The organism is Frankia sp. Mgl5 (assembly GCF_023242985.1).
Lineage (GTDB): Bacteria > Actinomycetota > Actinomycetes > Frankiales > Frankiaceae > Parafrankia > Parafrankia soli.
The window spans coordinates 13,170-34,523 of record NZ_JALKFY010000637.1 but is presented as its reverse complement, the minus strand read 5'-3'; the positions used below and the strand labels follow the sequence as shown (position 1 = coordinate 34,523).

15 protein-coding genes and 1 tRNA gene are annotated in these 21,354 nt (G+C 71.0%); 6 read left to right on the top strand and 10 right to left on the bottom strand.

Annotated features, from left to right (window positions below):
* Window positions 1-22 precede the first annotated feature (22 nt).
* From clpB to MXD62_RS19165, 6 genes are all read right to left on the bottom strand, one after another.
* Window positions 23-2,635 (bottom strand): ATP-dependent chaperone ClpB, encoded by a 2,613-nt coding sequence (gene clpB / locus MXD62_RS19190; protein WP_248830891.1) that lies wholly within the window; start codon window positions 2,633-2,635, stop codon window positions 23-25.
* A gap of 397 nt (window positions 2,636-3,032) precedes the next feature.
* Complete coding sequence (locus tag MXD62_RS19185; RefSeq protein ID WP_285224121.1) at window positions 3,033-3,653, bottom strand: heat shock protein transcriptional repressor HspR; 621 nt, start codon at window positions 3,651-3,653, stop codon at window positions 3,033-3,035.
* Entirely contained in the window at window positions 3,650-4,831 is a 1,182-nt protein-coding gene (dnaJ, locus tag MXD62_RS19180; RefSeq protein WP_248830890.1) for a molecular chaperone DnaJ, read from the bottom strand. The genes MXD62_RS19185 and dnaJ overlap by 4 nt, the downstream gene beginning before the upstream one ends.
* 171 nt (window positions 4,832-5,002) lie before the next feature.
* A complete protein-coding gene (gene grpE / locus MXD62_RS19175) occupies window positions 5,003-5,839 on the bottom strand; it encodes a nucleotide exchange factor GrpE (RefSeq protein WP_248830889.1) in 837 nt (278 codons plus the stop codon).
* Window positions 5,836-7,674, bottom strand: coding sequence for a molecular chaperone DnaK (dnaK, locus tag MXD62_RS19170; protein WP_012157677.1), 1,839 nt, complete (start codon window positions 7,672-7,674; stop codon window positions 5,836-5,838). Before dnaK ends, grpE begins: the two co-directional genes overlap by 4 nt.
* Window positions 7,675-8,603: 929 nt before the next feature.
* The gene (locus MXD62_RS19165; protein WP_248830888.1) at window positions 8,604-9,893 is read right to left on the bottom strand and encodes a nuclease-related domain-containing protein; all 1,290 of its coding nucleotides are present in this window, start codon (window positions 9,891-9,893) and stop codon (window positions 8,604-8,606) included.
* Window positions 9,894-10,713: 820 nt separating this feature from the next.
* Between MXD62_RS19165 and MXD62_RS19160 the strand changes: the two genes are divergently transcribed.
* Window positions 10,714-12,936 carry a (Fe-S)-binding protein gene (locus MXD62_RS19160; RefSeq protein WP_248830887.1) on the top strand — a complete coding sequence of 741 codons (2,223 nt, stop codon included), beginning with the start codon at window positions 10,714-10,716 and terminating at the stop codon, window positions 12,934-12,936.
* A 224-nt stretch (window positions 12,937-13,160) separates the two neighbouring features.
* Here the strand turns inward: MXD62_RS19160 and MXD62_RS19155 are convergent, their stop codons facing one another.
* Entirely contained in the window at window positions 13,161-14,096 is a 936-nt protein-coding gene (locus MXD62_RS19155) for a M56 family metallopeptidase (RefSeq protein ID WP_248830886.1), read from the bottom strand.
* A gap of 139 nt (window positions 14,097-14,235) precedes the next feature.
* Window positions 14,236-14,634, bottom strand: coding sequence for a BlaI/MecI/CopY family transcriptional regulator (locus MXD62_RS19150; protein ID WP_248830885.1), 399 nt, complete (start codon window positions 14,632-14,634; stop codon window positions 14,236-14,238).
* A gap of 121 nt (window positions 14,635-14,755) precedes the next feature.
* Between MXD62_RS19150 and MXD62_RS19145 the strand changes: the two genes are divergently transcribed.
* Window positions 14,756-15,307 carry a DUF2231 domain-containing protein gene (locus tag MXD62_RS19145; RefSeq protein WP_368862419.1) on the top strand — a complete coding sequence of 184 codons (552 nt, stop codon included), beginning with the start codon at window positions 14,756-14,758 and terminating at the stop codon, window positions 15,305-15,307.
* Between the two features lie 31 nt (window positions 15,308-15,338).
* Here MXD62_RS19145 and dcd read toward each other — a convergent pair whose 3' ends face one another.
* The gene (gene dcd / locus MXD62_RS19140) at window positions 15,339-15,944 is read right to left on the bottom strand and encodes a dCTP deaminase (protein ID WP_248830883.1); all 606 of its coding nucleotides are present in this window, start codon (window positions 15,942-15,944) and stop codon (window positions 15,339-15,341) included.
* Window positions 15,945-16,232: 288 nt separating this feature from the next.
* On the opposite strand from dcd, the gene MXD62_RS19135 reads away from it, so the two are divergent.
* The 4 genes from MXD62_RS19135 (at window position 16,233) to MXD62_RS19120 (ending at window position 20,639) form a co-directional block, all read left to right on the top strand.
* Window positions 16,233-17,024, top strand: coding sequence for an HAD family phosphatase (locus MXD62_RS19135; RefSeq protein WP_248830882.1), 792 nt, complete (start codon window positions 16,233-16,235; stop codon window positions 17,022-17,024).
* Window positions 17,021-19,423, top strand: coding sequence for a glycoside hydrolase family 65 protein (locus MXD62_RS19130; protein ID WP_248830881.1), 2,403 nt, complete (start codon window positions 17,021-17,023; stop codon window positions 19,421-19,423). The genes MXD62_RS19135 and MXD62_RS19130 overlap by 4 nt, the downstream gene beginning before the upstream one ends.
* 121 nt (window positions 19,424-19,544) lie before the next feature.
* A tRNA-Gly gene (locus MXD62_RS19125) sits at window positions 19,545-19,615 on the top strand.
* Window positions 19,616-20,312: 697 nt separating this feature from the next.
* The gene (locus MXD62_RS19120) at window positions 20,313-20,639 is read left to right on the top strand and encodes an FKBP-type peptidyl-prolyl cis-trans isomerase (protein ID WP_251081969.1); all 327 of its coding nucleotides are present in this window, start codon (window positions 20,313-20,315) and stop codon (window positions 20,637-20,639) included.
* Window positions 20,640-20,744: 105 nt separating this feature from the next.
* Here MXD62_RS19120 and MXD62_RS19115 read toward each other — a convergent pair whose 3' ends face one another.
* Window positions 20,745-21,263, bottom strand: a complete 519-nt coding sequence (locus tag MXD62_RS19115; RefSeq protein ID WP_248830879.1) for a hypothetical protein — start codon at window positions 21,261-21,263, stop codon at window positions 20,745-20,747.
* Window positions 21,264-21,354 lie beyond the last annotated feature (91 nt).

Genomic DNA, 21,354 nt, shown 5'->3' with positions numbered 1-21,354 from the left:
GGCCAGCCCCGGCCGCGCGTGCTCAGATGGCCTGCGCACGGGCCGCGGAGTGGACGCTCAGCGCCGAGCGCTGCCCGTCCACGTCGACCACGACCCCGTCGCCGTCCCTGATCTGGCCGGCCAGCAGCTCGCGGGCGAGCTGGTCGCCGATCGAGGTCTGCACCAGGCGGCGCAGCGGCCGCGCCCCGTACACCGGGTCGTAGCCGGAGTCCGCGAGCCAGACCTTGGCGGCGTCGGTCACCTCGAGGGAGATCCGGCGGTCGGCCAGCCGCCTGCGCAGCCGGTCGATCTGGATGTCGACGATCTTCGTCAGATCGTCCCGGCCGAGCTGCTCGAAGACCAGCACGTCGTCGAGCCGGTTCAGGAACTCCGGCTTGAAGGCGTCGCGCACGGCGACCATCACCGAATCGTGGCGGACCTGCGGGGGCAGAGTCGGGTCGGCGATGTAGACCGACCCCAGGTTCGAGGTCAGGATCAGGATGGTGTTCCGGAAGTCGACCGTGCGGCCCTGGCCGTCGGTCAGCCGGCCGTCGTCGAGCACGGCGAGCAGCACGTCGAAGACGTCCGGGTGCGCCTTCTCGACCTCGTCGAGCAGGATCACGCTGTACGGGCGGCGCCGGATCGCCTCGGTGAGCTGGCCGCCGGACTCGAAGCCGACGTAGCCGGGAGGCGCGCCGATCAGCCGCGCCACCGAGTGCTTCTCGGCGTACTCGCTCATGTCGATGCGCACGACCGCCCGCTCGTCGTCGAACAGGAAGTCGGCGAGCGCCTTGGCCAGCTCCGTCTTGCCCACACCCGTCGGCCCGAGGAAGAGGAACGACCCGGTCGGCCGGTCCGGGTCGGCGATGCCGGCCCGCGCGCGGCGGACGGCGTCCGCCACGGTGCGCACGGCCTCGTCCTGCCCGATCACGCGACGGTGCAGCTCCGTCTCCATGCGCAGGAGCTTGCTCGTCTCGCCCTCGAGCATGCGACCGGCGGGGATGCCCGTCCACGACGCGACGACCTCGGCGACGTCGTCGGGACCGACCTCCTCGCTGAGCATCGCCCCGCCGGGCGAGTCCGATCCGGCGAGCGCGCCGGTCGCCTCGGCGAGCCGCTTCTCCAGCGTCGGGATCGTTCCGTACCGCAGCTCACCGGCCTTGGCGAGGTCGAGGTCGCGCTCGGCCATCTCGGCGGCGCGGCGGGCGTTCTCCAGCTCCTCCTTGATCTTCTGGACCTCGGAGATGGAGTTCTTCTCCCGCTGCCACCGCGCGGTCAGCGCGGAGAGCTCCTCGCGCTTCTCCGCCAGCTCGCGCTGCAGCCGGTCGCGCCGTTCCCGGGACGCGTCGTCGTTCTCCTTCGACAGCGCCATGTCCTCGATCTCGAGACGGCGCACGGCCCGCTCGAGCTCGTCGACGGCGACCGGCCGGCTGTCGATCTCCATCCGTAGCCGGGACGCCGCCTCATCCATCAGGTCGATCGCCTTGTCGGGGAGGAACCGGGCGGTGACGTACCGGTCGGACAGGGTGGCCGCGGCCACCAGCGCCGAGTCGGTGATCCGCACCCCGTGGTGAACCTCGTAACGCTCCTTGAGCCCGCGCAGGATGCCGATCGTGTCCTCCACGGACGGCTCCCCGACCATGACGGGCTGGAAGCGGCGCTCCAGCGCCGGGTCCTTCTCGATGCGGGTGCGGTACTCGTCCAGCGTGGTCGCGCCGATCATGCGCAGCTCACCGCGGGCGAGCATCGGCTTGAGCATGTTGCCGGCGTCCATCGCGCCCTCGGCCGCGCCGGCGCCGACGACGGTGTGCAGTTCGTCGATGAAGGTGATGATCTGGCCCTCGGCCTCGCGGATCTCGGTGAGCACCGAGGTCAGCCGCTCCTCGAACTCACCGCGCAGCTTGGAGCCGGCGACCATCGAGCCGAGGTCGAGCGAGACGATCCGCCGGCCGCGCAGCGACTCCGGGACGTCGCCCGCGGCCACCCGCAGCGCGAGCCCCTCGACGATCGCCGTCTTGCCGACGCCGGGGTCGCCGATCAGGACGGGGTTGTTCTTCGTGCGCCGGGAGAGCACCTGCACGACCCGGCGGATCTCGGTGTCGCGGCCGATCACCGGGTCGAGCTTGCCGTCGCGGGCACGGGCGGTGAGGTCGATGGAGTACTTCTCGAGCGCCCGGTAGGCACCCTCGGGATCCCTGCTGGTGACGCGGCGGGCGCCGCCGCGGACGCGGTCGAACGCGCCGCGCAGGGCGTCCGGGGTCGCGCCCGCCTCGGCGAGCAGGCGCGAGGCCTCCCCGCCCTCCTCCGCGAGCGCCACGACCAGGTGCTCGACCGAGGTGTACTCGTCGCCGAGCCGGGCGGCCTGGCGCTCGGCGTTGTTCAGGACGGCGACGAGCTGCCGGGACAGCTGCGGCGGCGCCACGTTGGCCCCGGCGGCGCGGGGGAGCCGGCCCACCGCGGCCTCCGCCCGGGAGCGGATGTCCGCCGCCGGGGCGCCGACGGCCTCCAGCAGGGCGGCACCGACACCGTCGGGCGCCTCGAGCAGGGCGGTCAGCAGGTGCAGCGGGTCGACGAGCGGCGATCCGTCGCCGGTGGCACGGCTGATCGCGGAGGACAGAGCCCCCTGCGAGCGGGCGGTGAGACGGTCAGCGTTCATGGCGATCCCTGTGTCTCGAGGCGATCCGATGTCGTGCGGTCTTCAGTCACTGGTCCCACGCGATCTCGCGGTTCGGTGATCGCGACATCGCGTGGAACCGCGTCCACCGGCTACAACGCTCAGCATACCTGAGTCATTCCCACTCAACTTGCTGGACATGCGTCGGTATGGCCGGCTTTCAGATGCCGGGGTGTCGTTGTTGTGGAGACGCGGACGGGTCCGAGGCCCGCGCCCGGATGAGCTGCCCGGCGACCGCGGCGCCGGTCCGGGTACCGACGCCGCGTCGCTGCCCGGCCCGGTACCGGCGCCCGGTACCGGCACTCGTGTCCGACTTGTCGTCGGCATCGGACCGGGCTTCGGACCTGGTCTTCGGACTCTGTGTCTGGTGGGGTCGGGGTCAGCGGCGATGGCCCGGTCGCCAGACGACGACCGCGCCTCGCTCGATGGGGACGAGGTCGCGCCGGTGGCTGGCATGGGCCTCGGCCACCCGGCGGTCCGCGTCGGCCCGGGCCTCGGCGAGCTCCTCCGCCAGCTGACGGACCTGCGCCTGCAACGCGACCACCTGGGCACCAAGGTGCAGAATCTGCCGGATGCCCTCGAGGTTGACGCCCTCCTCCTGGGAGAGGCGCTGGACCTCGCGCAGCAGGGCGACGTCACGGGCGGAGTAGCGCCGGCCGCGGCCCGCCGTACGGCCGGGGGTCACCAGCCCGAGCCGGTCGTACGACCGCAGTGTCTGGGGATGCATCCCGGCGAGCTGCGCCGCGATGGAGATCACGTACACCGGGGCGTCGTCGTCGTGCGCCGGGCCGGCCGCGGGGCCGGGCGGCTGGTAATAGGTGGCACCGGGGTCGTGCACCGTGCCACTCCCGTTCATGGGGCTGTTTCTGCCGGGAGACGGCGGCCCCATGCCGGCGGGGCCCCCGCCCACCGCCGGCCCGGCAGCCCTCGTTCCGGGGCCTGCCCCCGCGCCGCGCGGGGAGCGCGGCGGATCGGACGTACGGTTCGGACGCGCGTTCATGCCCGTCCCTCCATCTGGGCTATCAGGGATTCACGAGGGTCCTCGGGATGCGCCCGCGCGAACTCCTGGAGCGCGGTGCGCGCCTTCGGTGAGAGCTCGGACGGCTTGGGAACGGTCACCTCGAGCGTCACGATGAGGTCACCGTTCTCCCCGCCGGGGCGCGGGACGCCCCGGTTGCGGGCACGCAGCCGCCGTCCGCTCGAGGTGCCGGCCGGAACCTTGACCGTCAGCGGGGTGCCGTCGATCGTCGGTACCTTCACCGAGGCGCCCAGGGCCGCCTCGGTGATCGTCACCGGCAGGTTGATCGTCAGGTTGTGGCCCTCCCGCCCGAACACGGGATGGCTCTGCACGTGCACGGTGACCTCGAGGTCACCGGCAGCGCCGCCGCGCTCGCCGGGCGAGCCGCGCCCGCGTACCCGCAGGCGCTGACCGTCGCTGACCCCGGCCGGGATGCGGATGCGCTGCTCGCGCTCGCGGCGGCCGGTGCCGTGGCAGTCGGGGCAGGGGTGGTCGATCAGGCTGCCCTTGCCCAGGCAGTCGCGGCACGGCTCGGACAGCGCGAACCCGCCCTGAGACCGGGAGATCACGCCGAGGCCCCGGCAGACCGGGCACGTCCGGGGGGACGTCCCGGGGCGGGCCCCGATGCCGGCGCAGGTGGCGCAGGTGGCGGCCCCGGGCAGCCGCACCGTCGCCTCGAGGCCGGTCAGCGACTTCTCGAACGAGATGGTCACCTCCGCCGCGATGTCCGTGCCGCGGCGCGGGGCGCGCCCGGTCGGTGACCGCTGGAAGAGATTGTCGAAGATCCCGCCGAGCCCGCCGCCGCCGTTGCCGTTGAGCAGGTCGTCGAGGTTCAGGTTCCCGGCACCCGGGCTGTAACCGCCCGGCGTCCCGAACCCGCCCATGCCGCCGCCGCGCCCACCCGCACCCGGGTAGGAGCCGGAGGCGAACAGCGCCCGGGCCTCGTCGTACTCTCGCCGACGGTTCTCGTCGGAGAGGACGTCGTAGGCCTCGGACACCTCCTTGAAGCGTGCCTCCGCCTTCACGTCCCCGGGGTTCTTGTCCGGGTGCAGCTCCCGGGCGAGCTTGCGGTACGCCTTCTTGATGTCGGCCGCGGACGCGTCCTTGGGGACACCGAGAGCGGCGTAGTAGTCCTTCTCAACCATGTCGCGAACACTCACGGCGCCCCTCCTTCCGTCATGAAAGAGCCCGGCGCGCGGGCATCGGGAGCATCCGGGCGCCGAGGGCCAGCCGGCCGCCGGTCAGGTCGGAACGAGCCGTCCCGCCCGGCGCTGAGCACCGGGCGGGAGGCACGCGAACGGTCCATCGGCATGGTTCAGTAGGCCATCTCTTCAGTCGGCGCTGACGGTCGGTCCCCCGCGGTCCGGACCCGGAACACTGCCGGTGTCGTCCGGCAGGGGAGCGTTCTCCCTTCCGGGAGACGCGCCGGCGGCCGGCTGACCCTCGGCGGCGTCATGCCCGCCACCGAGGCCGACCTCGGTCACCCGGTCCGAGATGCCCTCGCCCGGCCCGTCGTCGTACGGCTGGTCACCGCCGTCGTCGGACGGTTCCGCGACCGCGACCTGCGCGGCCCGGAGCACGAAGTCCCCCCGGCGGTAACCCGCCCGGAAGATCTCCACGCAGGTCGTCTCGGCGACGTCCGACCGGTACGAGTGCATCAGGGCGTGGTGCAGGTGCGGGTCGAACACCTCGCCCGGCGCGCCGAACCGCTCCAGGCCCGTCGACTCCAGCGCGGTCTCCAGCGACTCGGCGATGGCCTTGAACGGCCCCTCGAGATCACCGTGGTCGCGGGCGCGGCCGATGTCGTCGAGCACCCCGAGCAGCCCGCCGAGCAGCTTGGAGACGGCCTGGTCACCGGCGGCGTCGCGCTCGCGCGCGGCGCGCCGGCGGTAGTTGTCGAACTCGGCCTTGAGTCGCTGCAGGTCGGCGGTCCGCTCGCCCAGCTGGCCGCGCAGCGACGCGACCAGCTCGGAGTCGGCGTCGGCCGGGCCCGCCCCGGCCGAGCCCAGGGGCTCGGTGCCGGGGGCGGCCGCACCGGCGGCGGTCCCACGGACCTGGCCGGTCTCCGGGTCGATGCGCCGCCTGTCCTTGACGATGGGCTCCTCCGGGCCGCCGTCCCCGCCGGCCCGGCTGTCGTCCAGCCGGTGCTCGCCGTGGGCAGAGGTCACTTCTTGTCCTCCTCGTCGACGATCTCGGCGTCCACCACGTCGTCGTCGGCCTGGCCCGCCCCGGCTCCGGGAGCGCCCGGGGCACCCTGCGCGCCCGCGGCCTGGGCGTACATCGACTCGCCCATGGCCTGGCTGGCCTTGGTCAGCTCGTCCGCCGCCTCGCGGATCGCGGCGATGTCCGTGCCGCCGACCGCGCCGCGCAGCGTGCTGAGCTTCTCCTCGACGTCGGACTTCACGCCGGCCTCGATCTTGTCGCCGTTCTCGGCCAGGAACCGCTCCGTCGAGTACACGAGGGACTCGGCGCGGTTGCGGGTCTCGGCCTCCTCCCGGCGCTGGCGGTCCTCCTCGGCGTACTGCTCGGCGTCCTGCACCATGCGGTTGATGTCGTCCTTCGGCAGCGCCGAGCCGCCGGTGATCGTCATCGACTGCTCCTTGCCGGTGCCCAGGTCCTTCGCGGACACGTGCACGATGCCGTTGGCGTCGATGTCGAAGGTGACCTCGATCTGCGGCATGCCGCGGGGGGCCGGGGGCAGGCCGGTCAGCTCGAACATGCCGAGCTTCTTGTTGTAGGCCGCCATCTCGCGCTCGCCCTGGAAGACCTGGATCTGCACGGAGGGCTGGCTGTCCTCGGCGGTGGTGAAGATCTCCGAGCGCTTCGTCGGGATCGTCGTGTTCCGCTCGATCAGCTTGGTCATGATGCCGCCCTTGGTCTCGATACCCAGGGACAGCGGGGTGACGTCGAGCAGCAGGACGTCCTTGACCTCACCCTTGAGGACACCGGCCTGCAGGGACGCGCCGACCGCGACGACCTCGTCCGGGTTGACGCCCTTGTTCGGCTCCTTGCCGCCGGTCAGCTCGCGGACGAGGTCCACGACGGCGGGCATCCGGGTCGAACCGCCGACGAGCACGACGTGGTCGACGTCGCTGATCTTGATGCCGGCGTCCTTGACGGCCTGCTGGAACGGGCCCTTGCAGCGGTCGATCAGGTCCTGCGTCATCCGCTGGAGCTCCGCCCGGGACAGCGAGACGTCCAGGTGCAACGGGCCCTCGGCCGACGCGGTGATGTACGGCAGGTTGATCGAGGTCTGGGTGGACTGCGACAGCTCGATCTTGGCCTTCTCCGCGGCCTCGCGCAGGCGCTGCAGCGCCATCTTGTCCTTGCCGAGGTCGACACCGTGCTGGCCGTTGAAGGTCTTGATCAGGTGGTCGGTGATGCGCTGGTCCCAGTCGTCACCACCGAGCTGGGTGTCGCCGGAGGTGGACTTGACCTCGACCACGCCGTCACCGATCTCGAGCAGGGACACGTCGAACGTGCCGCCACCGAGGTCGAAGACCAGGATGGTCTGCTCCTTCTCACCCTTGTCCAGCCCGTAGGCCAGCGCCGCAGCGGTGGGCTCGTTGACGATGCGCAGGACGTTCAGACCGGCGATGGTGCCGGCCTCCGTGGTCGCCTGCCGCTGGGCGTCGTCGAAGTAGGCCGGGACGGTGATGACGGCGTCGGACACCGACTCACCCAGGTATGCCTCGGCATCCCGCTTGAGCTTCTGCAGGATGCGGGCGCTGATCTCCTGGGGGGTGAACTCCTTGGAGTCCACCGTCATCTTCCAGTCGGTGCCCATGTGACGCTTGACCGACCGAATGGTCCGCTCGACGTTCGTCACGGCCTGCCGCTTGGCGACCTCGCCGACGAGCACCTCGCCGTTCTTCGCGAAGGCCACGACTGACGGAGTCGTCCGGGAACCCTCGGCATTGGCGATCACCGTGGGCTCTCCACCCTCGAGCACGCTCACGACGGAGTTCGTGGTGCCGAGGTCGATACCGACCGCTCGTGCCATGTCTGTATGCCTCTCGATCATGCTGGCCCGCCTGGTGGAGACCGGCGGGACGCCCTAGTTGGTGTGAGCCCCGGACTGCGTCCTGCGCCGAAGCGTCGGTCGTGTGCGCGGCTGCGTTGGTGCGGATGTTGGTGGTGCGGATGTTGGTGGTGCGACTGCGGCGGTGTGGCTGTGGCGCTGCTGTCTCTCGCTGCTACCCGGCTCCGGTCGCGCGCGCCCGCGCCCGGATCCGACTTGAGTACGGTCGACTCAGGATGGACGCTCTTAGGATAACCAGACGAACCTGAGTCCTGTCCACTCAATATTGCTCCGTCGGACGGACTTGCAGGGTCGGACACCGCAAGTATCACCTTATGTGGTCGAGACGTCACTCCTGATGCAGGACGGGTGCCGCCGCGACTTCCGCGCGGTCGCGGGGCATCCGGCGTCACGGGTATGCCGGGGCCTTGGAGTCTCGGGGCTTCGGGCATCCTGCGGCCTCGGGCTCCGGGGCTCCGGGCTCCGGGGCGCGCGGCCTGAGGGCGGGCGCCGATCGCCGCGAGGAGGCGCCGGGACAGCCCCGGAGCGCCCGGCGGAGCAAGATCCAGAAAAGTGCGGCGGTTCAGCGACAGCCTGGACTCACCCGGCCGCCATGCGTCGCCTGACAAGATCCAGAAGCCCGGGGTGGGCGCCGGCGGCCGCGGTGAGGCGCCGAGACGGCCCTCGAGGCCGACTCGGAGCAAGATCGATATAAGTGTGGCGGCTCAGTGATAGCCAGGACTCACCCAACCACCACGCTTTGCTCGGGAGGGGCGGTGGGGTGATCTTTGAGGATGGGGTCCCGGGCGTGAGCCGGGGGCGCTGATCAGGGCTGTGCGGGCGGTTGGGGGCGCGGGGCTGTCAGGTTCTTCGAGTCGCTGTGCTGCCCGAGGCGCGCCGGCAGGACGGGCCTACGATCCGGATCCGGATCCGGAGGGCGGGTGGGCGCGGTCGTCGCCGGGGGCGGGGGGCTGGTCGCCCTTTGCCGTCGTCGGGCCGTCGCCCCCGCGGGGCCGGCTCGACGTGCTGATGGACTCGCTGCCCCGTGGCTGGCGGACGGCGGCCAGGATGCGACCGCGCCGGCCCTCGCCGGGGCGGGCTCGCGGGGGTCCCTCCAGGGACTTGGCTGTGCCTGTTCCGTCCATGTCCAGCAGGCCGATCGCGTCGGTCGCCGTGTCCGTCCCGGAAGCGGGCGGTGGGCCGTCGGTCGGGCCGTCGGGCTGGTCGGCGGCCCGGGCGAGGGGCATGCCGGCGCGGTCGATGAGATCGGCCTGGCGGCCGAGGTCGGCTTCGATCTGGGCGAGGCGCTCGAGCATCTCGGAGGCGTCGCCGCCGCGCTCGCGGATCGTGCGCAGGGCGTCCATGAGGGTGAGCCACTGGTCGCGGTCGACGACGACGTGCTCGGCGAGCCGGTTGGAGGAGTACGGCGGGAAGAGCCGCTGGGCGGCGGCGACGACCTGCCCGACCTGCCCGGGGTTGAGCCGCCCGGGCTTGCTCCGGACGTACTTGACGATGTCCTTGACGCTGATGATCGTGACGCCGTCCAGCGCGCCGTCGCTCCACAGGACGCTCGCCTCGACCATCACGAGGACCGGGTAGACCGGGATCTTCGTGGTGGGCAGGGCGGCGCGGACCTGGTTGCGCACCTCGCCGCCGAGCCAGGACGTCTTGTCGATCGCGGGCTTGAGCGACTCGCCATCCACCATGGCGCCGCCCTTGGTGTAGCGGACGATGCCCTTGTTGGTGTCGCTGCCGAGGATCATGACGCCGCCGGGACCGATCAGCAGGTGCCCGATTGTGGCCTGCGAGTAGGGGACGGCCCGGTCGTGCATGATCACGTAGCCGTGTCGGCGGAGCCGGGAGATCGCGCGGGCGGTCTTGCGCTCGGCCTCGGCCGCCTCGCGCAGCGTCTCGACGTCCGGCGAGACACCGAAGGCGGCCACGGCGATGCCACCGGGCCAGATGATGAGCAGGACCACGAAGACGGCCACGCCGAGACCGGGTAGCCCGAGCCCGAACCCGATGACCAGGCCGAGGCCCATGCCGACCACCGCGGCGCGGATGGCCGCGCGCGGCACCTCGCGCGCCAGGCGGTCGCGTCGGACCATCGCCTGGTTCTCGCGCGCGCGCAGGTATTCCGTGTGCTGGGAGAACCCGGGCCGCCCGGCCCGGGGCGTCGCCGGCCTGGTGCTCGTCGCCATCGTGCCCACCATGGATCGCAGGGGTCGTCAACGTGGTTGGAGACCGTTCTCCGGAGCGCGCCGGGCGTCGTCGCGACAGCGCTGTAGCCGGCCGACTGAAACCTCTGGCCCGACCCGGTCACGGCGTGATCCCGTGACCGCCCGGACCGAGGCACCCACCCATGGTGCGGGGAGGCTCATGGTCATCACAAGAGTTGACATCAGCGCTCTGGATGATCCACGAACAACAGGCCGCCGGCCGGCGGAGTGCCACAACACGTGCCACCCGGTGATTGGACCATGTGGTCCCACCTGGGGCTCGTGGGGTGGCCAGATGAGAACGGACGGTGCGGAGAGTCGTGGTTCGGGCGGTTGTCTGCCACTCAAAGTAGCAGGCTTCCCGGCGCGCCGGGCAAGATCAGCCCAATAGGTCCCCGATCCCGCCCCACTCGGACCACGTCGTGGCAGTGTCGGAGGTGTTCGGGGCCAGGGGCGGGGGATCTAAAGGTGATGGCCACCGGGAGCCACCCCGGATGGTGTCGTTGTGGGACTTTCGGAGGGGGAGTGATGCGTGTCCGGTGATCGTGACGTGTCTCTGGTCACTCCGCTCGTCGCGGGTCGTACGGTCACGGGAAGGCTTGCGCTTCGGAGTGGGCCCGATGGCCGTCGCGCGGGTCACGGTGGCAGCGGAACGCTCCACGTTGATGGCCAAGGGTAGGGCGGCCGTCGCGCTCAGGAAGTTACCGGCGGGTACGGGTAGGCTCGCCGCGTCGCCGGGCAGCACCGGTTGTCGTCGGTCAACACCGGTCAGCACTGACCGGATAGCACAGATGGAGGACCTGTGAGAATCGCGATCGGTCTAGCGATCACGCTGATCGCTCTCGCGGTGGCCGGCCGCCGCGTCTTCTGGCTGACCAGGCTGATCAGGTCCGGTCAACCGGCGGAGGGCCGGCTCGACGACCTGCCGACCCGGATCTGGACCGAGATCAGCGAGGTCGGCGGCCAGCGCAAGCTGCTCAAGTGGTCGGTGCCCGGCCTGGCGCACGCCTTCACCTTCTGGGGCTTCACCATCCTCGGTCTGACGATCGTCGAGGCGTACGGGGCCCTGTTCGACCACGACTTCCACATCCCGCTGTTCGGGCACTGGGCGGCCATCGGGTTCCTCGAGGACTTCTTCGCGGTCGCCGTGCTCGCGGGCCTGATCACCTTCACGGTCATCAGGCTGCGCAACGCCCCGGCCCGGCTTGACCGCAAGTCCCGGTTCTACGGCTCCCACATCGGCCCGGCCTGGGTCATCCTCGGGATGATCACGCTGGTCATCGTGACCCTGCTGATCACCCGTGGGGCCCAGTTCAACGCGGGTACCCACCCGCAGGGCGACACCAAGTGGGCGTTCGCGTCCTGGCTGGTCAGCCTGCCGCTGGATGCCTTCTCGGAGCACACCAACGAACACATCGAGACGGTGTTCCTGCTCCTCAACATCGCGATCATCATGGGCTTCCTGGTGCTGGTGGTCTACTCCAAGCACCTGCACATCGGCCTGGCGCCGATCAACGTCATCCTCAAGCGGGAGCCGGTCGCGCTCGGCCCGCTGGGCACCACGCCCGACATCGAGAAGCTGATGGAGGAGGACGAGCCGATCGTCGGGGTCGGCAAGGTCGAGGACTTCTCCTGGAAGGCCATGCTCGACTTCTCCACCTGCACCGAGTGCGGGCGGTGCCAGAGTCAGTGCCCGGCCTGGAACACCGGCAAGCCGCTGTCGCCCAAGCTCCTGATCATGGACCTCCGGGACCACCTCTTCGCGAAGGCTCCCTACCTGCTCGCGCCCAAGGGCGCCGAGGACGGCGAGAGCGCCGAGGAGACCACGAAGGCGGCCACCAGCGCGTCCGAGGACGGCTCCGGCAAGCACAAGGTGCACCACCACGTGCCCGAGTCCGGCTTCGGCCGTGTCCCCGAGCCCGGTCAGCCCCAGGTGGACCGCCCGCTCGTCGGCACCGCGGAGGAGGGCGGGGTCATCGACCCCGACGTCCTGTGGTCGTGCACCAACTGCGGGGCCTGCGTCGAGCAGTGCCCGGTGGACATCGAGCACGTCGACCACATCGTCGACATGCGCCGCTACCAGGTCATGATCGAGTCGGCGTTCCCGTCCGAGGCCGGCGTGATGCTGCGCAACCTGGAGAACAACGGCAACCCGTGGGGTGTCTCGCCGCGCTCGCGCACCGAGTGGACCGACGGCCTGCCGTTCGAGGTGCGCATCCTCGACGAGGGCGAGCGGATCCCGGACGAGGTCGAGTACCTCTACTGGGTCGGCTGCGCCGGCGCCATCGAGGACCGGGCCAAGAAAGTCGCGCGCTCCTTCGCCGAGCTGCTGCACACCGCCGGGGTCGAGTTCGCCATCCTCGGCAGCCAGGAGTCCTGCACCGGTGACCCGGCGCGCCGCCTCGGCAACGAGTACCTCTACCAGGAGATGGCGAAGGCCAACATCGAGCTGTTGAACGAGACGGGCGTCAAGAAGATCGTCGCGACCTGCCCGCACTGCTTCAACAGCCTCGCCCGGGAGTACTCCTCGCTCGGCGGGACGTTCGAGGTCGTCCACCACACGCAGCTGCTCGGCAAGCTCGTCGAGGAGCGCAAGCTCGTCCCGATCACCCCGATCGACTCCTCGGTGACCTACCACGACCCGTGCTTCCTCGGCCGGCACAACAAGGTCTACACCCCGCCCCGGGAGATCCTCGAGGCCATTCCGGGCATCCGCGGCCAGGAGATGCACCGCTGCAAGGAGCGCGGCTTCTGCTGCGGCGCCGGCGGCGCGCGGATGTGGATGGAGGAGAAGATCGGCAAGCGGGTCAACGTCGACCGCATGGAGGAGGCCCTCGGCCTCGATCCCGACGTGGTCTCGACCGCCTGCCCGTTCTGCATCGTGATGCTCTCCGACGCCGTCACCGAGAAGAAGCTCGCCGGCGAGGCGAAGGAGAGCGTCGAGGTGCTCGACGTCTCGCAGCTGCTGGCCCGCTCGCTGGTCGCGCCGACGGCCACGCCGACGGCGGAGCCGCTGAGTACCTGAAGTGGCCGAGGTACCTCAGGTGCCGGACGCATCTGAGACGCCGGAAGCATCTGAGCCAGGTGGCGGCTGAGGCCGCCTGAGCAACTGAACGTCGGCCGCCCCCGGCTTCTCGGGGGTGGCCGACGCCGTTTCTGGATGCCCCGGACGTTCCGGAGGGCCCAGGCTGTGCTGGTGGCCCTGGCTGGGCTGAACCCGCCGAGCGTCATGTGCTGGGGCGCGGTTGATCAGAAGATCGCGCGCAGGAGCGCGAAACAGTCCATGCCGGCATGTGCGGCGGTGCCGATCATGACTGAGACGGCGATGATGATCGTGATGGGCGGGGTCGCGGGCATGCGGGTGATGCCGGGCGCGTCCTCAAGGAGAGCGGCGATCCGTTCGGTAACCGTGCCGTGGCGGAATCCGCAGGCGGTGGCTGGTGGCGGAGACGGCTCGGCCGGTCCCCCGCGACGGGACCGCAAGGTCGTCAGAGCCGCCTTGCTCAGAGCCCGGGCGAGTACGCGGCGCCGCTCGGTCGCGCGTGCGGCGTGCTCGTCGGCCCACCGTTCACAGGCCGCCTCGAGCAGGGCCGGGAAGCGCCTCAGGGGCGGGCTGACCGCCGCGCAGCAGGCCACGGTTATGCGGAGCCAGTGATGCCCGCCGGCCAGATGCGCTCGTTCATGGGCAAGTACAGCGTCCTGTTCGGCGGGGTCGAGGCAGTCGAGCATGCCGGTCGTGATGACGATCCGGCCACCGGTGATGCCACCGACCGCGCAGGCGTCCGGCATCCACCCCGGAACAACCATCACCTGGCCGGGAGGCGCCTGACGCACCAGACGTTCCGCCCGGGCCAGGTCCCGGCCCGTACGCACGGCGGCGACCAGCAGCATCCCGGTCGCGGCGGTGACGAGGACCGCAGCCGCCGCGCCTACCGCGGGAGGTGGGGATTCGGCCAGAACATGGGAGGCGGGAGCCCCCCTGACTCTGCCGGCCACCTCGGGAAGACGGGCCAGGAAGCTGCTCGCGACCAACGTGAGGCACCAGAGCCAGCAGCCCGCCGCGACGACCGCGACCGCGGTCAGCACCGCGGGTTTCACCCGGTAGGACAGCCGGCGTGTGACCGTCGGCGAGCTGACCGCCACGACGACGTTGGCGATGAGGGGAAGCCACACCATGTATCTCATGGGCATCGCTGTCGCGGCGGGCCCACCGCCGCCGGCCCTGGCCACACCTGACGATCGAGGAGACCCACCGTCCGCCGCTGTCGCGGAGCAGGAGGGCAGCGCCACCTGGCCGGCGCCCGGTGTCCCGACCCGCCGCGGATCACGATCCGCTGTCCTCGGATGACTCTGTGGCGGCCAACAGGGCAAGCAGTGTCGCCTCCTCGTCGGCCGACAGACCGGCGACGAAGTGGCTCAGGACCTCCACTCGGCCGCGGCCGTCCCCCAGCAGCCCCCGCATCCGGTCCGCGACCTGCTTGGCCGCCGCCGCGGTTGGCGTGTAGCTGTGAGCCCGGCCGGCCGCGGCCCGTTCGACCAGGCCCTTGCCGTGCAGGCGCACCAGAGTGGTCGCGACACTCGTATAAGCGAGGTCATAACCCGCGCCGGCCAGTGCTTCCTGGGTCTGGCTGGGGGTGAGTGGGCCTGTCGCCGCCCACAACACGCCGAGTACCGCGGTCTCCAGCCCACCGGCTTCCCGGCGTCCCGTCCCGCCTCTACGCATAGGGCGAGCCTACCAGTGGTTACTACCCCTGTAGTATTACTACTGCTGTAGCAGCATGGTGGAGCCCTGCTCCAGACGCCGCGCCCAGTGGAGCCGGCGCGCGACCACGATCGGAGTAGTGGTGGGACCAACGGAGATCAACGGCCTGCCCGCGCACGCATTGCTCGTGCATGTGGTCATCGTTTTGGTACCGGTAGCGGCGGTACTGGTGGGACTGTCGTCGGCGTGGCCGGCGGCCCGCCGCCGGCTCGGTGCCGTGACCCCCCTGGTCGCCCTGGCCGCACTGGTCAGTGTTCCCCTCACCACCCACGCCGGGGAGTGGCTCGAGGAACGGGTACCCGCTGATCCCCTGGTCCAGCGACACGCCGAACTCGGCGACAGCCTGCTGCCCTGGGTGGGGGGACTGTTCGTCCTGGCCGCGGTGTCCTGGGCGCTGTCGCGGCGTTCGGCCTCCTCCGACTCCTCCGAGCCGACATCAAGCCCGTCACCGGACCCCGCGCACGTCGCCTCATCCCCCGCCCAGCGGGGCATCGTCGTGCTCGTCGCCGCGCTCAGCATCGTCGCCGCCGTGGGCTCGGTCGTGCAGACCTACCGGATCGGTGACAGCGGAGCCAAAGCTGTGTGGCATGACAGCTTCAGCCAGACCGCCGACGGCGACGGCGACGGCGACTGAAACCGGCTGTCCATTCCAGAAAGGGTCGGGGTCAGGCGGTGGGCGAGCCGTCCGGAATCTCCGGAACCGCCGCCCGGGTGAAGTCGCGGTGGGCGCGGGACGGCGTGGGCCCGCGCTGCCCCTGGTACCGGGACCCGTAGATCGCCGAGCCGTAGGGATGCTCGGCCGGCGTCGACAGCCGGAACAGGCAGAGCTGGCCGATCTTCATCCCGGGCCACAGCTTGATCGGCAAGGTCGCGACGTTCGACAGTTCCAGCGTCACGTGGCCGGAGAAGCCCGGGTCGATGAACCCGGCGGTCGAATGGGTGAGCAGCCCGAGCCGGCCCAGGCTCGACTTGCCCTCGAGCCGGCCGGCGAGATCCTCCGGCAGCGTCACGATCTCCAGCGTCGACCCCAGCACGAACTCGCCCGGGTGCAGGACGAACGGCTCGTCGCCCTCGGGCGCCACGAGCTCGGTGAGATCCTCCTGCTCCACGGCCGGGTCGATGTGGCTGTAACGATGGTTCTGGAACACCCGGAACGCGCGGTCGAGCCGCAGGTCCACGCTGGACGGCTGGATCAGCCCCTCGTCGTAGGGGTCGAGCCGGACGCGACCGGCGGTGATCTCGGCCCGGATATCCCGGTCGGACAGCAGCACGTTCGAGAACGCTACCGCAGCCGCCTGGATGTCCCGCCGGCACGAGCCCGGTGGATCATCGTGGCCGTCTGATGGCGGGATGTGCGGACTGCGGCGATTTCGCCGCTGTCGCGGTGTGGGAGCCGCGGTGTCTCGGGTAGGAGCATCCCGGACGCGTGCGAGGTTGCCGTCACGGGACATCGCCTTCGGTGACACTCTGACTGCGGAGGGAACTGCCGCGGGGAGAGGGAACCGGTCCGCGCGAGGGAGCTGGCGACGCAGCCGGACGACGATCCAGGATGGGGACCGATGCTGGGGCTACCGGATCACATCGAGGCATGCCTGTTCGACCTGGACGGGGTACTGACCCGTACCGCCGCCGTCCACGCCGCGGCGTGGAAGGAGATGTTCGACGACTTCCTCGAGAACTGGGCGAGGCGGTCCGGTGACCCGTTCGTCCCCTTCGACATCGCCACCGACTACGCCGACCACGTGGACGGCCGCCCGCGCGCCGACGGCGTGCGCGCGTTCCTGGACTCCCGGGGCATCCACCTCCCGCCCGGCGTGCCCGACGACCCGCCGTCCGGGATGACGATCCAGGCCCTCGCCACCAGGAAGAACATCCTGCTCCTGGAGAAGCTGAAGGAGATGGGCGTGGAGGTGTTCCCGGGCTCCGTGCGCTACCTCGAGGAGCTCGAGCGCGCCGGCGTGCCGCGGGCGGTCGTGTCGTCCAGCGCGAACTGCGCCGAGGTGGTGCGGGCCGCGGGGATCGAGCACCTGCTGCTGGCACGGGTCGACGGCCTCGTCGCCGAGGAGCGTGGCCTCGCCGGCAAGCCGGCCCCCGACACCTTCCTCGCCGGTGCCGAGGCACTCGGGGTCGCCCCTGGTGCCACCGCGGTCTTCGAGGACGCCACCGCCGGCGTGCAGGCGGGCCGGGCCGGCGGCTTCGGCTACGTGGTGGGCGTCGACCGGGTCGGCCACGCCGAGGCGCTGCGCGGCAACGGCGCCGACACGGTCGTCGAGGACCTCGCCGACCTGCTCGATGGACGTCCGACCGGCCCGGCGTCGGCCGGTCCCGCTCCCGCCGGGGGCGCCGCGTGATCGGCAGGCCCTCCTATCCCATCGAGTCGTGGTCGCTGACCGAGCACGGGCTCGACATCGACGACCTGGCTCGCTCCGAGTCGCTGTTCTCGCTGTCCAACGGGCACGTGGGCATGCGCGGGAACCTCGACGAGGGCGATCCGCACGGGCTGCCCGGTACCTACCTGAACTCCGTCCACGAACTGCGTCCGCTTCCGTACGCCGAGGCGGGATACGGGTACCCCGAGTCCGGGCAGACGGTCATCAACGTCACGAACGGCAAGATCGTCCGCCTGCTGGTCGACGACGAGCCGTTCGACGTCCGCTACGGGGACCTTCTCGCGCACACCCGCACGATCGACTTCCGCGAGGGGGTGCTGCGCCGGGAGGCCGACTGGGTCTCCCCGGCCGGGCAGCGGGTCAGGATCCGCACCCAGCGTCTCATCTCCTTCTCCCAGCGCTCCGCCGCCGCGATCCACTACGAGATCGAACCGGTGGGCGACACCGCGCGGGTCGTCATCCAGTCCGAGCTGGTCGCCAACGAGCAGCTTCCGGGGCGCAGGGGCGACCCGCGTGCCGCCGCCGTCCTGGAGTCGCCGCTCATCTCCGAACGGCACCGCGCCCGCGAGACCATGGTCGAGCTCGTCCACCGCACCCGGCACAGCGACATCCGGGTCGCCGCGGCGATGGACCACATCTTCGACGGCCCGCGTTCGCTCGGTGTCACCTCGGAGAGCGAGCCCAACACCGGCTGGGTCACCGCGACGGCCGTCCTCAAACCGGGCGAGACCCTGCGGATGGTCAAGTTCCTCGCCTACGGCTGGTCCGAGCAGCGCTCCCTGCCGGCGCTGCGCGACCAGGCCACCGCCGCCCTCGTCGCCGCCCGCCAGACCGGCTGGGACGGCCTCGTCGCCGAGCAACGCCAGTACCTGGAGGACTTCTGGCACCGGTCCGACGTCGAGGTCGACGGGGACGCCGAGGTACAGCAGGCCGTCCGGTTCGCGCTCTTCCACGTCCTGCAGGCCGGCGCGCGGGCCGAGCGCCGGGCCATCCCCGCGAAGGGGCTCACCGGCCCCGGGTACGACGGTCACGCCTTCTGGGACACAGAGAGCTACGTCCTGCCCGTCCTCACCTACACCGTGCCGGCCGCCGCCGCCGACGCGCTGCGCTGGCGGCACTCGATCCTTCCGCTGGCCCGCGAGCGCGCCCAACTACTCAACCTCGACGGCGCGGCCTACCCCTGGCGCACCATCCACGGCGAGGAATGCTCCGGCTACTGGCCCGCCGGGACGGCGGCCTACCACGTCAACGCCGACATCGCCGACGCCGTCCTGCGCTACCTGTGGGCCACCGAGGATGAGCAGTTCGAGCTCGAGGTGGGTCTGGAGATCCTCATCGAGACGGCGCGGCTGTGGCGTTCCCTCGGCCACCACGACCTCTCCGGCCGTTTCCGCATAGACGGTGTGACCGGCCCGGACGAGTACTCCGCGCTCGCCGACAACAACGTCTACACCAACCTGATGGCCCAGCGGAACCTCATCGGGGCGGCCGACGCCGTCCAGCGCCATCCCGAACGCGCCCGGGCCTTCGGGGTCGACGCGGAGACCGCCGCGAGCTGGCGCGACGCCGCCGAGGACATGTTCATCCCGTTCGACGAACGCCTCGGTGTCCACCCCCAGTCCGAGGGCTTCACCGAGCACCAGGTGTGGGACTTCGAACTGACCAGGCCGGAGCAGTATCCGCTGCTGCTCCACTTCACCTACTTCGACCTCTACCGCAAGCAGGTCGTGAAACAGGCCGACCTGGTACTGGCGATGCAGCGCCGCGGCGACGCGTTCACCGCCGAGCAGAAGGCGCGCAACTTCGCCTACTACGAGGCGCTCACAGTCCGCGACTCCTCGCTGTCCGCCTGCTGCCAGGCCGTCATGGCAGCCGAATGCGGTCACATGTCCCTCGCGCACGACTACCTGCGCGAAGCCGCCTTCATGGACCTGAAGGACATCGAGCACAACACCGGCGACGGCCTGCACATGGCCTCGCTGGCCGGCAGCTGGATCGCGCTCGTCGAGGGCTTCGGCGGGCTGCGTGACACCGGTGAGCTGCTCTCCTTCAGCCCCCGCCTGCCCGAGGGCCTCAGCCGGCTCGCCTTCGGCCTGCGCGTGCGCTCCCGCCAGCTCCACGTCGAGGTGGTCGACTCGTCCGCCACCTACACGGTGCTCGAGGGCGAGGCGATCACGATTCTGCACCACGGCGAGAAGGTCCGCGTCTCACCCGACCAACCCTGCAAACTGGACGTCCCACCGGTGCCGGCGCAGGAACGCCCGAGGCAGCCCGCCGGCCGGGAGCCGCTGCGGTTCCTGCACCACGGCAACAGCGCCGAGGCCACCCGGGCGGCCGACCTCCACCCCATCGACGGGTGACGGGCCGTGGCCCGACCAGGGTGACAGGCCGGGGTTCGGGGGCGGACCAGCCTGAGCGCGAAGTCCGGGGGTGGCGGTGGAACACGTGCCGCCCGAGTCCAGTAGGATGCGGTAGCACCATGCGGGCGTAGTTCAGAGGCAGAACACGAGCTTCCCAAGCTTGCAACGCGGGTTCGATTCCCGTCGCCCGCTCGAGCCGGTTCGCTGTGGTTGCCGCCCCTGGGGGCGGCTTCCCCGGGGGGCCGTTATTTTTTTCGGGGGCGACCCCCGAAGCCCCCGAGCGGCGGGCCTGGTGGGCTGGTGGGGGTGGTTCTCCCTTCTTGGGGTGGGTCCTGCCTCGGTGCGCTGCAGTCGTCCGATCCTCGCGGCACGTTCAACAGGATCGTTCGTGTCGAGCTACCTTCGGCTGAGCCGTTCAGGCACGTTCACTCACCGGGAAGCCCCTGGTCGACGGCGGCGTCGAGGTCAGCGAAGAACCTGCCGGCGTCGAGCGGCGCCTTGTGCGCGAACATCGCGAGGACCCGTGTCGCCCAGCTCGTAGCCGGGCAGCGCCGCCACCACCACCCGTGCTCGGTCGAGCATCATGATCGGGCGTCCGGTCCCCGGCGGTCACTATCGGAGACCATCGCGAAACCGCCCATTTCCCTCGGCGCGGTGGGTGATCCTACGGCTGCGCTCGTGTCACCCGGACGGCAGGGCCTCGCCGTCCCAACGCTCCGACCGACCGACCGGCACCGATGGCGCCGAGGCGCTCGCTGACATACTTCCGGGGCACCCCCGGCTCCTGCCCGCGGGGGAGCGGCGGTCCGCGGTGGCAGTTTGCCCGGTTCCAGCCGGGGGAGCCTGCCGGCGCAGGCACACGTCCCACCATCGAGGAAAGGCTGATCGCATGGGCGTTTCGATTGAAACCCTCTCGCAGGGAGACGGCAAGACTTTCCCCAAGAAGGGGGACCGGGTGACGATTCACTATGTCGGCACCCTGCGTAACGGCAAGCAGTTCGACTCGTCCCGTGACCGGGGCGCGCCGTTCGTCACCGAGATCGGTGTCGGCCGGGTCATCCGGGGATGGGACGAGGGGGTTCCCCAGCTTTCCCTCGGCGAGAAGGCGGTGCTCACCATCACGCCCGACTACGGGTACGGCCCCGGCGGTTTCCCGCCCGTCATCCCGCCGAACTCCGACCTCCTCTTCGAGGTGGAGCTTCTCGCCATCAACTGACCTGGTGACAGAGCTGGGAGCGCGCGGACCGGCGGCAGCCCGCTCGGGCCGCCGCCGGCCGCGTTCCACCTGGCGGCCGAGAGTCGCGTCAGGGAGATGGACAGGTCACGGTGATGGGCAGGTGGCGCCGGCCCATCCCATGACCATGCAGTAGGTGCCGCGGCTGACCTTCCACTTGCCATCGACGATCAGGGCGTTACCGTTCTGCTCCCCGAAGTCGATTCCGCCCTGGTAGGCGATGCGGAAACGAAGCGCCGCGTGCCGCGGGTCGGTGAAGACGATGTCGCTCGTGGTCACAGCGGCGGTGTGTGTCGCCTCGGGGAAGTTCTGTATCGCCTGCGCGAGGGTGTCAGCCAGGTCCGGGCCGTCCTCCACCGCGGCGAGGCTGTGCGCCGGGTCCTGGCCGCCGGTGAACGCCTGCGCGTAGGCTGCCTTGACGGCGGCCTCCGCCCGGGCCCGGACGAACGGCTGGGGTCCGTTTTCCCCGGCCAGGGCCGCCTGCGCGGGGATCATGGCCGAGACCGCGGCGACCAGGAGCGTCAGTGCGGCCAGGTGCCGCCTCCGGCGCGTGCGGGTGGTTCCGTTGCCGGCCGGGCGTCGGCCCGGTCGATCGGACATCGTCATCGAGTCCTCCTCTGCGGCGTGGTTGCCGCATTCGGATAGATGCCGGCATGTCCGATCGGGTTGACGCGAAACGGGCGGAATCTCCTGGGGG

Bases quoted from the DNA above. Each gene is read 5' to 3' on its own strand.
- MXD62_RS19155 (WP_248830886.1), bottom strand. From the start codon at position 14,096: ATGAGATACATGGTGTGGCTTCCCCTCATCGCCAACGTCGTCGTGGCG.
- clpB (WP_248830891.1), bottom strand. From the start codon at position 2,635: ATGAACGCTGACCGTCTCACCGCCCGCTCGCAGGGGGCTCTGTCCTCC.
- MXD62_RS19150 (WP_248830885.1), bottom strand. From the start codon at position 14,634: ATGCGTAGAGGCGGGACGGGACGCCGGGAAGCCGGTGGGCTGGAGACC.
- MXD62_RS19120 (WP_251081969.1), top strand. From the start codon at position 20,313: ATGGGCGTTTCGATTGAAACCCTCTCGCAGGGAGACGGCAAGACTTTC.
- MXD62_RS19165 (WP_248830888.1), bottom strand. From the start codon at position 9,893: ATGGCGACGAGCACCAGGCCGGCGACGCCCCGGGCCGGGCGGCCCGGG.
- MXD62_RS19115 (WP_248830879.1), bottom strand. From the start codon at position 21,263: ATGACGATGTCCGATCGACCGGGCCGACGCCCGGCCGGCAACGGAACC.
- dnaK (WP_012157677.1), bottom strand. From the start codon at position 7,674: ATGGCACGAGCGGTCGGTATCGACCTCGGCACCACGAACTCCGTCGTG.
- MXD62_RS19135 (WP_248830882.1), top strand. From the start codon at position 16,233: ATGCTGGGGCTACCGGATCACATCGAGGCATGCCTGTTCGACCTGGAC.
- MXD62_RS19185 (WP_285224121.1), bottom strand. From the start codon at position 3,653: ATGAACGCGCGTCCGAACCGTACGTCCGATCCGCCGCGCTCCCCGCGC.